General features: G+C 66.9%; 10 protein-coding genes. 5 read left to right on the forward strand and 5 right to left on the reverse strand.

The features are described 5' to 3' along the window. Positions 1-38: 38 nt before the first annotated feature. The 3 genes from O3669_RS04310 to O3669_RS04320 form a co-directional block, all read right to left on the reverse strand. On the reverse strand, positions 39-1,403 hold the full coding sequence (locus O3669_RS04310; RefSeq protein ID WP_295968185.1) for a Na+/H+ antiporter family protein: 1,365 nt from the start codon (positions 1,401-1,403) through the stop codon (positions 39-41). A 78-nt stretch (positions 1,404-1,481) separates the two neighbouring features. Then, positions 1,482-2,288 carry a pyrroline-5-carboxylate reductase gene (proC, locus tag O3669_RS04315; RefSeq protein WP_295919737.1) on the reverse strand — a complete coding sequence of 269 codons (807 nt, stop codon included), beginning with the start codon at positions 2,286-2,288 and terminating at the stop codon, positions 1,482-1,484. Positions 2,289-2,450: 162 nt separating this feature from the next. Beyond that, positions 2,451-4,427 carry a helicase HerA-like domain-containing protein gene (locus O3669_RS04320; protein ID WP_371523794.1) on the reverse strand — a complete coding sequence of 659 codons (1,977 nt, stop codon included), beginning with the start codon at positions 4,425-4,427 and terminating at the stop codon, positions 2,451-2,453. A 236-nt stretch (positions 4,428-4,663) separates the two neighbouring features. On the opposite strand from O3669_RS04320, the gene O3669_RS04325 reads away from it, so the two are divergent. From O3669_RS04325 to O3669_RS04345, 5 genes are all read left to right on the forward strand, one after another. Next, positions 4,664-5,419, forward strand: a complete 756-nt coding sequence (locus tag O3669_RS04325) for a helix-hairpin-helix domain-containing protein (protein WP_371523795.1) — start codon at positions 4,664-4,666, stop codon at positions 5,417-5,419. After that, on the forward strand, positions 5,416-7,083 hold the full coding sequence (locus O3669_RS04330; RefSeq protein ID WP_371523796.1) for a ComEC/Rec2 family competence protein: 1,668 nt from the start codon (positions 5,416-5,418) through the stop codon (positions 7,081-7,083). The genes O3669_RS04325 and O3669_RS04330 overlap by 4 nt, the downstream gene beginning before the upstream one ends. A gap of 203 nt (positions 7,084-7,286) precedes the next feature. Then, positions 7,287-8,264 (forward strand): DNA polymerase III subunit delta, encoded by a 978-nt coding sequence (gene holA, locus O3669_RS04335; RefSeq protein WP_295967742.1) that lies wholly within the window; start codon positions 7,287-7,289, stop codon positions 8,262-8,264. Between the two features lie 56 nt (positions 8,265-8,320). After that, entirely contained in the window at positions 8,321-10,069 is a 1,749-nt protein-coding gene (locus O3669_RS04340) for an ABC transporter ATP-binding protein (protein ID WP_371523797.1), read from the forward strand. 1 nt (position 10,070) lies between these two features. Continuing rightward, a complete protein-coding gene (locus O3669_RS04345) occupies positions 10,071-12,005 on the forward strand; it encodes an ABC transporter ATP-binding protein (RefSeq protein ID WP_371523799.1) in 1,935 nt (644 codons plus the stop codon). Positions 12,006-12,344: 339 nt separating this feature from the next. On the opposite strand, the gene rpsT is transcribed toward O3669_RS04345, so the two are convergent. Both rpsT and O3669_RS04355 read right to left on the reverse strand, forming a co-directional pair. After that, positions 12,345-12,611: a 30S ribosomal protein S20 gene (gene rpsT / locus O3669_RS04350; protein ID WP_009056395.1), complete on the reverse strand. Its 267-nt coding sequence runs from the start codon at positions 12,609-12,611 to the stop codon at positions 12,345-12,347. Positions 12,612-12,875: 264 nt separating this feature from the next. Further along, on the reverse strand, positions 12,876-13,562 hold the full coding sequence (locus O3669_RS04355) for a type II toxin-antitoxin system PemK/MazF family toxin (RefSeq protein WP_371523800.1): 687 nt from the start codon (positions 13,560-13,562) through the stop codon (positions 12,876-12,878). Between the last annotated feature and the right edge of the window lie 140 nt (positions 13,563-13,702).

Here is a 13,702-nt window from a genome sequence, read left to right on the forward strand (position 1 = left end):
TGAACCCAGCCCCGGCCTCGTGAAGGAGAACGACGGAATCAGAGGACCATCGCGGCGATCCAGCCGCCGATGAGCAGCGGGATGTTGTAGTGGATGAACTCGGGGATAACCGTGTCGCGCATGTGGTCGTGCTGACCGTCCACGCTCAGACCGGCTGTCGGGCCAAGCGTCGAGTCCGACGCGGGAGAACCGGCGTCGCCCAGCGCGCCCGCCGTGCCGATGATCGCGACCGTGGCGACGGGGGAGAAGCCCAGGGCAATACACAGCGGCACGTAGATCGCGGAGATAATCGGCAGCGTCGAGAAGGAGGAGCCGATACCCATCGTGATGATCAGGCCGACGACGAGCATGATCATGGCGGCCAGAGCCTTGGATCCGTTGAACATCGCAGAGGTCTGCTCGACGAGGGGCTCGATCTGGCCCGAGGCCTTCAGCACGGCCGCGTAGCCCTGCGCGGTGATCATGATCAGGCCGATGAGGCTCATCATCTTCATGCCGCCGGAGAACACGTCGTCGGCCTGCTGCCAGGGCACGACGCGCATTGCGAGCATCATGCACAGGCCCACGAGGGCGCCCACGAGCAGCGGGTCTGCCTCGGAATCCATCTTGGTCATGACGGCCTGGATGACGAAGCATGCGACGAGGGCGAGGACGGCCGCCCAGACCTTGACCATGTTGATCGGCTTGTCGTCGGCCGTGCTGAACTCTGTCTCGCGCTGCTCGTATTCGCGCGGCTTGCGGTAGGAGAACAGCAGGGCGATCGCGCAGCCCACGGCCATCGAGGCGGCGGGGATTGCCATGGCGGCCATCGGGTTAACGATGCCTTCGACGGGCAGGCCGGCGTCCTCGATGTTCTTGTAGAGAATGTCGTGCAGGAAGATGCGGCCGAAGCCGATCGGCACGAACATGTAGGTCGTGACGATACCGAAGGTGATCGCACAGGCGACCAGGCGGCGGTCCATCTTCAGCTCGTTCATGACGCCGATGAGCGGGGGCACCAGCAACGGAATGAACGCGATGTGAATCGGGATGAGGTTCTGGCTCATCACTCCCATGACGAGGACGCCGCCGAGGATGCCCCACTTGGCGGAGCGGGCCACGCGCGCCGAGTTTGACTCGTCGGCGTTGCGCAGCTTCTTGATGATCCAGTCGGCCAGCAGGCGCGGCAATCCAGAGTGGGCGACCGACATGGCGAACGCGCCGAGGAGGGCGTAGGACAGGGCGATCTTGGCGCCGCCGGCCAGGCCGTCCTGGAAGGCGACCATCGTGCCGGACACGCCCATGCCGGCGACCAAGCCGCCCACGAGGGATGCCACGAAAAGCGAGATAACGACGTGCACGCGTGCGACGCTGAGGACCAGCATGACGATCACGGAGAGCACGACTGCGTTGAAAAGCAACATGAGTGTTCCTGTGTTGAGGGTGCGCGAAAGCGCCACGTGAGGTGGAGAAAGTAAGCCGCGTCGCGGCAGGTGGTGGTGTCAGCCGAGATGGGAATCGGCGTGGATGGAGGCGTCGACAGCACCTACCAGTGCGTTCGACAAACCACCTTCCTCGGCGGCCAGCAATCCTGCGATTGTGGTGCCGCCGGGGCTCGTCACCCGGTCAATGAGTTGCGCGGGGATTGTGCCCGCCTCGCGCTCAGCGAGGAGCAGCGTGGCGGCCCCCGCCATCGCCTGCGCGGCGATCTCGACGGCGCTGTCCTTGGACAGACCATACTTGAGGCCCGCGCGGGCGAACGTATCAATAATCTGGAAATACCAGGCCGGAGAGCACGAGGCCAGAGCCTGGAAGATCGGGAAATAGTCCTCGTCGATGAGGATGGTTCGACCAACGGCGTTCATGAGGTCGCGCACCGCGTCCACCTGGTCCTCGGTGGTGCGCGCGGCCGTCAGGGCCGTCATGGACTGGCCCACGGTCGCCGCCACGTTGGGCATGACGCGGATCAGTGGAATACCCGATCCGAAGTCCTGGGTGATCTGGTCGAGGGTGCGCCCGGCCGCGAGGGACACGATGCACACATCGGTGCGTCCAACCACGACGGGGGCGATCTCCTTGATGACCGTTCGCTGGTCCTTGGGCTTGACAGCCAGGATGACGACGTCAACCTGGCGGGCCAGGGACACGTTCGAGGAGGCGGCGGTGGCGCCCAGCTCGTCGGCCAGATCGCAGGCCTTGGTGGCCGTGCGGTTGGAGAAGACCAGGGTTGCAGGATCGACGCCGGACGCGACGGCGCCGCGAGCGATGGCCTGGGCCATGGCTCCCGTTCCGATGAATCCGATGCGCATGAGCGTCTCCCTGAGTGTGTTGGCCACTTGCCAGGCAGCCTACCCGCATTTTGCCTGTTCTTGGTGCAGTGGCCGAACTGTGAGACGAGGCCGGGGCCGGTTTGCGTTTTTCAGCAACCCAGCCCCGGCCTCGTGGGGGAGAAAACGGCGGAAAAGCGCGCCTCAGCGCTTGCGCGTGCCGAAGATCGATCGAGTGATTTCACGCCCTGCGGTGCGCAGGACCGAGCCGAGGGCGTTTTCCACCTGGCGGGCGCGGCGCTCGGCGGCGCGCTGGCGCGCGGCCTCCTCCCTCTCCTGCTGCTTCTCGACCTGGCGGCGCAGGCGTTCCATTTCCTTTTCGCGCGCGGCCTCTTCCTTCGCGGCGGCCTTCTCGAGTTCCTTGGCGGCCTTCTCAGCCGCCTTCTCGGCCTCCTTGCGCGCCTTTTCCGCGGCCTTCTCGGCTTCCTTGCGTGCCTTTTCCGCTTCCTTTTCGGCCGCTTCCTGGGCGAGGGCCTCCTCGCGGGCGGCCTGTGCCTCGGCCGCGCGGCGCTCGAGCTTCTCCTCGGCCGAGTCCGGGTTCACGGCGTCGCGGTAGCGGCCCATGATGACGCTGGACTGGTTGATGCGCGCGACCGTGTCGGCGGACGCGGGGCCCATGACGGAGGCGGGGGCCCAAATGCCGACCGGGGTGACCGGGGTTGGGTTACCCTTCGGATCCAGGACGGTCACGACGGCCTCGCCCGTGCCCAGGGTCGTGAGGACCTCGTCGAGCTCGAGGCTGGTCTTCGGGAAGGTCTGCACGGTCGCCTTGAGCTTCTTGAAGTCGTCCGGCGTGGAGGCGCGCAGGCCGTGTTGGACGCGCGAACCGAGCTGTGCGAGCACGTCGGAGGGAATGTCCTTGGGGGTCTGCGTCACGAAGACGACACCCACGCCCTTGGAACGGATGAGGCGCACGGTCTGGACGACCTGACGCTCGAACTCCTTGGTGGCGTCGGCGAAGAGCAGGTGTGCCTCGTCGAAGAAGAAGACCAGCTTGGGACGCGGTGCGTCTCCGACCTCGGGCAGGGTGGCGAACAGGTTGGCCAGCAGGTACATGATGACGGCGCTGACCAGGGCCGGGCGCGAGGAGATGTCGCCGACGCCCAGCAGGGAGATGATGCCGCGACCGGTCGAATCCATGCGCATGAGGTCGGCGGTGTCGAAGCCGGGGGCGCCGAAGAACTGCCCGCCGCCCTGGGACTCGAGCGCGGTCAGGGCGCGCAGGATGACGCCGGCGGTTGCCTTGGAGACGCCGCCGATCATCGCCAGCTCATCCTTGCCCTCCTCGGAGGTCAGGAAGGAGATGACCGAGCGCAGGTCGGGCAGGTCCACGAGCTCCAGGCCCTGGCCGTCCGCCCACGCGAAGATCAGCTGGAGGGCCTGCTCCTGCGTCGTGTTCAGGGACAGGGCGCGTGCCAGCAGGATCGGGCCGAAGTCGGAGACCTCGGCGCGCACGGGCACGCCCGGGAACTGCGAATCCGCCCCGCCCAGGCTCAGCAGCTCAATCGGGAAGGACGAGGGAGCCCACGCCTGCCCGTTGGCGGCCGTGCGGGCCAGAAGCTTCTCGGAGCTCGCCCCCGCCTCGGCCAGGCCCGTCAGGTCGCCCTTCACGTCGCACAGGAGCACGGAAGAACCCGCCGCCGACAGGCCTTCGGCCAGGAGCTGGAGGGTACGGGTTTTGCCCGTGCCCGTCGCGCCCGCGACCAGGAGGTGACGGTTAAACATGGGCAGGGGCATCTTGGCGCTGACGCCGGGCACGCGCGTGCCGTCCTCGATCAGGGTGCCGATGGCGACCGCGGGGACGTCCCAGGAGTAGGCAGCCTTGATCCCTGAGGCGAACGCGGACAGCTCGCCCGCAGCCTCCGGGGACGAGGCCTGGGCCGCCTCCGGCGTGGACGGTGTGGTCTCGGGCGCGGGGGCGGGTGCCGCCTCGGGGGTGGGCTCGGCCGGTGCGGGGGTTTCCTGGGTGGTAGGGGCGGGGGCGTCGACGGAGGTGCCAGCGGCTTCAAGCTGTGCGCGGAGTGCTTCGGCCTTCGCGCGGGCGGCTTCGGCTTCGGCGGCCTTGGCGGCGGCTTCGGCGGCGGCCAGGCGGGCCTTGAGATCCTCGATGTTCTCGCTCATGGTGATGTCTTTCGGGCAGTGGGCGCGCAGCGCCCGGCGTTCTCGACGTTACCGCAACAGTATCCCTTGGGACGCCGGTCCCATGCGCGCGATAGCGGCGCTCAGGGCTGTGGCCCCATCCACAGGGGGATGTGTCGTGTCGCGGCTGTCCACAGGGGGCGGCGTCGTGTCGCGCCTATCCACAGGCAGGCCTCGCCGCCAAGACACGGGCTCAGGGCAGGTCGTAGCGTCAAGGGATGAACCCTCCACGTTGGATCGCTCACCGCAGGATGGCGGCCTTGACCAAAGCCGTGTACGACAGCGCCATCAACGACGACGATGAGCCCCCAGAACCATCGGCCATGCGCCTGCTGCCGGGGTCGACGACGGTCGCCGCTGTCCTGATCGTCCTGGTGTTGCTCGCCGGAATCGGGGTGTGGAGGCACGCGCGGGCCACCGATCGGGCACGCGAAGCAGACCAAGCCGCCGAACAATCGGCCGAACTCCACGCGGAGAAGGCCGCCGAGGCGGGTTCGGGCGGGACCAGCGCGACACCTGTCGGCCCCGCCACGCCAGGGACCGACAGCGCAGGAGAGGTCGTCGTCCACGTCTCCGGGGCCGTCGCCACCCCCGGCGTCCTCACCCTGCCCGCCTCCTCCCGGGTTATCGACGCCATCACGGCTGCGGGAGGCGCCCTGGAGGATGCCGACCTCGACGCGATCAACCTGGCCCGCCCCGTCGTTGACGGCGAACACATCCGCGTCGCCGCGCTTGGGCAATCACCCCCGGAGCCAAGCGCAGGCGCGGAATCCGCCCAGTCCGCCTGCGTGCAACTCGACACGGCGAGCGCCACCGACCTGCAAACCCTGCCCGGCATCGGGCCCGCCCTGGCCCAGCGCATCATCGACTACCGGGCCACTCACCCACACATTCCCTCCGTCGACGCCCTCGACGAGGTGCCCGGCATCGGGCCCGCCCTCATCGAGAAGATACGACCGGGGGTGTGCCCATGAGCGACACAGAACCACCCGACGAACCCAGCGAGGACTCCCTCCATCACGCCGAAACGGCCCCGCGCCCCGACGAGGCTGGATCGCCCACGCCGCCGCGGTGCCGCCAGCGACCCGCCGACACCCAACGCGCCCCACGCATGATCGACCTGCGCCTCCTCGCCCCAGCCACCGCCACCTGGGCCGCCAGCTGGTGGGCCACCGCCCACCCCACGCCCCTACCCCTCATCGCCGCCCTCGCACTCGCATCTGGACTGACAACAGCCTCCTACGCATGGTCACACAGGAACACACACCCACCCCGACACGCCCTCACACCCCCGCGCTCCCTCCGCCTGGGCGCCGCTCTCCTCCTGGCCACGACCGCCTGCGCGCTCGCGGTCGCCAGTGCGGCCGGCGCCTCCTACCTAACCGACCCCGCCCGGTCACAATCCGGCCCGATCCACGCGTCGGTCAGACTCGAGCGTGACCCGGCCCCGGCCTCGTCAGGAACGACGACAAGGCACCGGGCGCGCGTACGGATCCTCGCCGTGCGGGTGGGGGACAGGTGGGTGCCGTCGCAGGCGAGCGCGCTGGTCAGCGCGCCGGGGTGGGAGGGAGCGGCGCGAGGAGACGTCTACGAGATCAGCGGAAGCCTCGACGCAAGCTTCGCGGCCGACGCCCCCTCCGTCGGAGCCATCCGCGCCAGACACGCAGCCCTCACGAACCGTCCCGCAGGCCTGGACACCTGGCGCAGGAACACCCACCGCGCCCTATCCGCAGCCTGCCACACCCTCCCACGCGACGCGCGCGGCCTGGTGCCCGGCATGGCGATAGGCGACGACCGGCTCGTGCCCACCGACCTCGCCGACGCCATGAAAGCCACCTCCCTGACGCACCTGACCGCCGTCTCCGGCTCACACATCGTCATCATCCTGGCCGCACTCAACCTGATCCTGCCCGCACGCGTCCCGCTGCGCGTGGGCGGGACCCTGACCGTGCTGGGGACAATCATCACCCTCGTCGGGCCCGAGGCCTCCGTCGTTCGCTCCGTGTGCGTCGCCTCGGTCGCAACCCTTGGCTTAATTCTCGGCCGCGAAGGACAGGCCACAGCCGCCCTATGCGCCGTCGTCATCGCCACCCTCCTCATCGACCCCTGGGCGTCGCGCTCCTACGGATTTGCCCTGTCGGTGCTGGCGGCGCTCGCGGTCGTGGGGCCCGCATCCGCGGTCGCTCGGAGTGTCAAGCGTCGCATCCGGGGCGACACGCGCGCCGGACGAGCCTTGCGTCGGGGTGCGGAACTGGTGTGCGTGCCTGCCCTGGCCGAGCTGGTGACCGCCCCCGTCATCGTCTCCCTGTCCGGGACCGTGCCGCTGTGGGGGATCGCCGCCAACGTCGCCGCCGAGCCAGCCGTGCCCGTCGCGACACTCGCGGGGCTGAGCGGAGCACTCCTCGCGCCGACATGCCCGGGCGCGGCGACTGCCTGTACGCGCGTGGCCTCCTGGGCCACCGCCTGGATCGCTGGGGCCGCGCGCTTCTTTCAGGCAATGCCGGGCTCTGGGACGCGCGTGCCCGGGGGAGCGGGAACCATCCTGGCCCTCTACGCCTGTGCGGGCGCCGGGTGGCTGGCGTGGCGCGCGTGGCGTCGGTGGGGCATCCCCCTCCTGGACGAGGCCGAGGACCCCTGAGCGGGGCGGGCGCGGGTGAGCCTGACGAGAGGACACCGCCCGTCCGGTGTCCTGGCCCCTGCTGCGCGTGCCGTCTGGTTACGATGGACATACGGCGGTGATACCTGCCACGACTTATATCCGCCCTGGGCAAAGGCGGACGCAGATGGCCACGGACGGTGGCAGACTTAGGGAGTTACCATCGCGTCGAAAGGTAGGACAACGTGGCGGCACGTGGAACGCGCTCGTCGGCACCCGCGCAGATCACGCTGGCTCCGATCGTCTTGATTAAAGGATCCGAGGGCCTTCTCGTCGACCGCGCCCTCGACCGGCTGCGCGCCCTGGCTCACGAGGCCGACCCGAACCTCGAACGCACCGACATCAACGCTGCGACCTACCAGGCCGGGCAGATCGACGTCATTGCATCCCCCTCGCTTTTCGGCGAATCCCGCATGGTCATCATCCGGGACCTGGAGACCATGAGCGACGCGCTAGCCGCCGACCTGATTGCCTACGCCGGCGCGCCCGCCCCCGACGTGTGGATGTTCCTTGCCCACCCCGGGGGCAACGCCCGCGGCAAGAAGGTCATCGACACGATCACCAAGGCGAAATGGCCCGTCATCCCCGCCGATCCGCTCAAAAACGACCGCGACAAGCTCGCCCTTATCGCCTCCGACGTGCGCGCCGCGCGCAGGCAGATGGACACCGAGGCCCAGCAGGCACTCGTCGATGCGCTGGGCAACGATCCGCGCGCGATGGCCGGAGCCCTGGCCCAGCTCCTCTCCGACGTGAGCGGACGCATCACCCTCGAGGACGTGCGCCGCTACCAGGCCGGGCGCGTCGAGGCCACCGGATACGACGTGGCCGACGCGGCGGTTGCAGGAAACTCCGCGAAGGCCCTGACCCTCACCCGCCACGCGTTCGCCACCGGCATCGCCCCGCAGCTCCTCGTGGCTGCCCTGGCCATGAAGTTCCGCGCCATGGCGAGGGTCTCCATTGGCGGATCCGCATCCGCCCTCAAGATGGCCCCCTGGCAGGTGGACCGAGCCCGGCGCGAACTGCGCGGCTGGTCCGACGCCTCCCTGGCTGGCGCCTTCGGTGCAATTGCCACCGCCGACGCCGAAACGAAAGGCGCGTCACGCGATCCGCAGCGCGCCGTCGAAAAAGCAATTATCACCATCTGCAGGCTGCACGGACGCTGACAGCGCGGCCCCGGCCTCGTCGATGAGAAGAAGAATGGACGAAGACGAGGAGAACAATGAAAACTATTCGAACGCTTATGGGGCGACTGCGGGAGTTTAAAACTCCGGCGCTCCTGACCCCGCTGTTCATCATCGGGGAGGTCATCCTCGAGTGTCTGATCCCGCTGACCATGGTCTCACTGGTGGATGCGCTCGATGGAGACTCCTTGAGTCCCGTCGTTCGCTTGGGCGCGATCCTCATCGGCTACGCCTTCGCGTCGTTGGCCTGCGGTATTCTGGCCGCGCGATTCGCGGCAACTGCGTCGGTGGGCCTGGCGAAGAACCTGCGTCAGGACCTGTTTTTCAAGGTCCAGGACTTCTCCTTCGCGGACATCGACCGCTTCTCCACGTCCTCGCTGGTCACCCGCATGACCACGGACGTCACCAACGTGCAAAACGCCTTCGGCATGATGATCCGCATCGCGGTGCGCGTCCCCCTCATGATCGTGTTCTCCATCGTGATGGCGTGGCGCATCAACGTCCAGATGGCCCTGATCTTCCTCGGGATGGTGCCGGTTCTCGCCATTATCCTGGCGGCTATCGTGCTCATCGCATTCCCGATCTTCCGCCGTATCTTTAAGAAGTACGACGCCCTGAACAACTCCGTGCAGGAGAACGTCGCAGCGATCCGTGTGGTCAAGTCCTTCGTCACCGAGGAACACGAGACTACGAAGTTCCGCGCCGCCTCGCAGGACGTGCGCAAGGACTTCACGAACGCCGAGAAGCTCATCGCCCTCAACAGCCCCGTCATGATGTTCTTCATCTTCGCCGCGATCACGGCCGTCGACTACGTGGGCGCCTCGATCATCGTGAACTCGGGGGCAACCGAGCTGACGAAGGGCGGCCTGACCGCTCTTATCACCTACGGCATCCAGATCCTCGCGCACATGCTCATGGTCGCCTTCATCTTCGTCATGGCGACGATGGCCGCAGAGTCCGCGAACCGTATCGCCGAGGTCCTCACCCACGACCCGTCGCTCACCTCCCCGGCCAATGGCGCCACCGAGGTCGCGGACGGCTCCGTCGTCTTCGAGGGTGTGTCCTTCAAGTACTCCGAGAGCGCCGAAGAGAACGCGCTGTCCGATATCAACCTGAGTATCGAGTCCGGCTCAACGCTTGGCATCGTGGGCGGCACCGGTTCGTCCAAGACCTCGCTCATCCAGCTGATCTGCCGCCTCTACGACGTCTCCGAGGGATCCGTGAAGGTTGGCGGGCACGACGTGCGCGACTACGACCTGAGCGCGCTGCGCGACGCGGTCTCCGTCGTCCTGCAGAAGAACGTTCTCTTCTCCGGCACCATCAAGGACAACATGCGCTGGGGCAACCCGGACGCAACCGACGAACAGATTGAGCATGCGTGCAAGCTCGCGCAGGCCGATGAGTTCATCCAGCAGCTGCCAGGCGGCTACGACTACGTTATCTCCCGCGGCGGTACCAACGTGTCGGGCGGCCAGAAACAGCGCCTGTGCATCGCTCGAGCGCTCCTGAAGAACCCGAAGATCCTCATCCTGGACGACTCGACGTCCGCAGTGGACACGAAGACCGATTCGCTCATCCGCAACGCCTTCGAGACCGAGATTCCGGGCACGACGACGATCATCATCGCCCAGCGCCTGTCCTCGGTCAGCCACGCCGACCAGATCATCGTCTTGGACGACGGACGCATCAAGGAACGCGGCACCCACGAGGAGCTCATGGCAGCGGGCGGGGAGTACCGCGAGATCTACGAGTCCCAGAACGCCGCGAGCGAAAGCGAGGTGGCCTGACATGGCACGCACGCACGGTCGTCCCGTTGACAACGACGGCGACAAACTCGAGGGCATCGAGCGTCCCTTCGGCCGCCTCATGGCCTACGTGTTCCGCCACTATCCGGTGCGCATCAGCCTGACGGTCGTGTGCATCATTACGGCAGCCGTGGCCTCGGCCGTCGGTTCGATCTTCATGCAGCAGATCGTCGACAACGTCGTGACCCCGGGCCTGGAGAGCGGCTTCGGCGCCGTGCGCGCCACGCTCGTGCGCCTCGTCGTCATGATGGGCATCATCTTTGCCGCCGGCGTGATCGGTAGCTTCATCTACACCCGCGCCATGGCGATCGTGACGCAGGGGACGCTCAAGCACATGCGAGACGACATGTTCGACTCGATGGAGCGCCTGCCCCTGCGCTTCTTCGACACACATCCGCACGGCGCGATCATGTCGACCTTCACCAACGACACGGACGCGATCCGTCAGCTCATCGGCCAGTCCATCCCGACGCTCATTCAGTCGGGTCTGACGATCATCGTCCTGATCGGAACGATGCTCTACTACTCTGTGTGGCTCTTCCTCGTTGTCCTCATCGTGGGCGCTCTCATGGCTTTCCTCACCGGCAAGCTTGGCGGCCTGTCGGGTCGCTTCATGAAGGCTCAGCAGGCCGCTCTCGCCGACGAAGAAGGCTTTATCGAAGAGATGATGGACGGCCAGAAGGTCGTCCAGGTCTTCAATCACGAGCAGGATGCGAAGGATCAGTTCCTCGAGTACAACCAGAAGCTCTTTGATTCCTCGCAGAAGGCGAACATCTACGGCAACGTGCTCATGCCGGCCCTGGGCAACATCGGCAACATCATGTACGTGGTCATCGCGATCGTCGGCGGCGTCATGATCCTGGAACAGACGCCGAACGTCCACCTTGTCGGCGTCGACGTCATCACGGTCGGCGTGGTCGTGTCCTTCCTGGGCATGGTCCGTAACTTCTCCCAGACCATTGGCCAGATGTCGATGCAGGTTCCCATGATCGCCCTCGGTATGGCGGGAGCGGGCCGCGTGTTTGCTCTCATCGATCAGGAGCCGGAGGAAGACCACGGGTACGTGACGCTCGTGAGGGCCCGCGAGCTGCCCGACGGCTCGGTCGAGCCGACCGAGGAACGCACGGGAATCTGGGCGTGGCGTCACCCCCACCAGGCGGACGGCACCGTCACCTACACGCGCCTGCGCGGTGAACTGGTCATGGAGGACGTCGATTTCTCCTACGATGGCGAGAAGCAGATCCTGCACGACATCTCCCTGTGGGCCAAGCCCGGCCAGAAGATCGCCTTCGTGGGCGCGACGGGCGCCGGCAAGACGACGATCACGAACCTGATCAACCGCTTCTACGACATCGCCGACGGCAAGATCCGCTACGACGGCATCAATATCAACAAGATCCGCAAGTCGGACCTGCGTCGTTCCCTCGGCGTCGTCCTGCAGGACGTCAAGCTCTTCACGGGCACGGTCATGGACAACATCCGCTACGGCCGCCTGGACGCCACGGACGAGGAATGTATCGAGGCTGCGAAGCTGGCCAACGCGGACTCCTTCATTCGCCGACTGCCCGAGGGCTACGACACGATGCTGACGGGCAACGGCTCCAACCTGTCCCAGGGGCAGGCTCAGCTGCTGTCGATTGCGCGCGCCGCCGTGGCCGACCCGCCGGCGATGATCCTGGACGAGGCGACGTCTTCGATCGACACGCGCACCGAGGCCCTCGTGCAGCAGGGCATGGACAACCTGATGGAGGGGCGCACGGTCTTCGTGATCGCCCACCGCCTCTCCACGGTGCGTAACTCGGACGCGATCATGGTGTTGGAGCAGGGGCGCATCATCGAGCGCGGCACCCACGACGACCTGATCGAGCAGGGAGGCGTGTATTACCAGCTCTACACGGGGGCCTTCGAGCTCGAGTAGGGCGCTTGACCCCGCCTCCCCGTGCCCCGGCCTTGTTGTATGCGACGAGGCTGGGGCTTCGTCATGCGTGGTCGTGTCCTCTCGCCTGTGGAGCCAGGGGAGTGCTGGTCGACGCGAGGGATCTACTGGCGGCCTTAACCCGTTCCTGCGCAGCTGGGCCCTATTGGTGGCAGTGTGGGCAGCCTGCCTGGGCTACCACCTGTGGGGTTAACCTGTGCAGTGAAGGGGCCCAGGCACCCACCCGACGGGTCGACCGGGAACACAGCGGCGGGGAATGGGCATACGAAAGCGGGCCGCCCCAAAGGGCGGCCCGCTTCACATCAAACTTATTGTTCGCGATCAGTCAGCGATCGAGGCGACGCGACGAGCAAGCTTGGACTTGCGGTTCGCGGCCTGGTTCTTGTGGATGACGCCCTTGGAAACGGCGACGTCCAGCTTGCGCGAGGCAACGCGCAGGGCGGCCAGAGCCTTGTCCTTGTCGCCGGCCTCAACGGCCTCGCGGGTCTGGCGGACCAGGGTCTTCAGCTCGGACTTCACGGACTGGTTGCGAACGCGGCGCTTCTCGTTGGTGAGGATGCGCTTCTTCTGGGACTTAATGTTTGCCACAGTCGGATTTCTCCTTGATGTATGTCTGACAGGGTCGGTGAGGGCTGTGTCAAGACCGGGACTTAGGCGTGGGGACACCCGCAAACGGTCCTAACCAGACCCCCTGCCCGACCAGGCCGGGAGTCCAACGACCAAGCATACCAGCCGCAGGCCCGTCCGTCATGCCCCGAAGCGAGCCACGGCCTCGTAAGGTCGGTCACGTGCCAACCGCTCTAACTGTGCTCGCGACCGAGTGGAACGCCGGGCGGGCTCAGAAAGCGGGTGTTATTCCCCGTGCGTGCGGTAGTGGTCCTCGAGCGCGTCGACGATACGGCGCCACGTCACCTCGGGCAGGATCGAGCCCTCGCGGCGTACGTCGGTGGCCTTGACCCACAGGGCGCGGTCCAGGCGAACCTCGGAGGGGCGGCCCTTCGAGTCCCATGCGCCCGTGCCGATATCGAACCAGTAGCGTCCCGCGGCGGCCTCCTGGGCTGCTTCGCGCGTGTGGTCCTTGCTGGTGAGCTGGAGGATGTAGACGCCTTCTCCCTGGGCGCCGATGACGACGGCGGGGCGGTCCTTGCCCACGGAGGCGTCCTCCTGGTAGGGCACCCACGTCCACACGACTTCGCCCGGGTCGGCGTCGCCGTCCATGATTGGCTGGTACGAGGCGTGGGCCAGCGCATCGGCGATGCTGGCTTCCCGGATCGAGGTGTGGGGGCGGTTCGAGGTCGCCGGATCGTCGTACTGATGGGCCTTGCCGTGGGGCTGAGGGCGGGGGTTAGGCTTGGGGGTGCGCGTCTTCGAGTGCGACTCCGGGCGCGATTCCTTGCGCTGTTCCTGGCGCGGCTCCTGACGCGTGGCTGAGGGCTCCGGGCTCGTCGATGAGCCGGTTGACGACGCGCTGTTCGACGAACTCATGTTCGCCACGAAGTCCACGAGGGCGCGAACGATGCCGTTGATGAGTGAATTCATGGCACCAGCATACGGGAGGTGGGTCGAACAGCGGTTATGCACAGAGCATCCTTGCGGCACGAGTTATCCACAGGGGTGCTCCCAGCGCGTGACAGTGAGTGCGCGTCGGTATCACTCTGGATGTGTTCGCGGAAGAACTC

The organism is Pauljensenia sp. 20925_1_34 (assembly GCF_041432775.1).
Classification (GTDB): Bacteria; Actinomycetota; Actinomycetes; order Actinomycetales; family Actinomycetaceae; genus Pauljensenia.

What these genes read in the sequence shown, in the direction of transcription:
- O3669_RS04310 (WP_295968185.1), bottom strand. Translation starts at nt 1,403, where the DNA reads ATGTTGCTTTTCAACGCAGTCGTGCTCTCCGTGATCGTCATGCTGGTC.
- proC (WP_295919737.1), bottom strand. Translation starts at nt 2,288, where the DNA reads ATGCGCATCGGATTCATCGGAACGGGAGCCATGGCCCAGGCCATCGCT.
- O3669_RS04320 (WP_371523794.1), bottom strand. Translation starts at nt 4,427, where the DNA reads ATGAGCGAGAACATCGAGGATCTCAAGGCCCGCCTGGCCGCCGCCGAA.
- O3669_RS04325 (WP_371523795.1), top strand. Translation starts at nt 4,664, where the DNA reads ATGAACCCTCCACGTTGGATCGCTCACCGCAGGATGGCGGCCTTGACC.
- O3669_RS04330 (WP_371523796.1), top strand. Translation starts at nt 5,416, where the DNA reads ATGAGCGACACAGAACCACCCGACGAACCCAGCGAGGACTCCCTCCAT.
- O3669_RS04340 (WP_371523797.1), top strand. Translation starts at nt 8,321, where the DNA reads ATGAAAACTATTCGAACGCTTATGGGGCGACTGCGGGAGTTTAAAACT.
- O3669_RS04345 (WP_371523799.1), top strand. Translation starts at nt 10,071, where the DNA reads ATGGCACGCACGCACGGTCGTCCCGTTGACAACGACGGCGACAAACTC.
- O3669_RS04355 (WP_371523800.1), bottom strand. Translation starts at nt 13,562, where the DNA reads ATGAATTCACTCATCAACGGCATCGTTCGCGCCCTCGTGGACTTCGTG.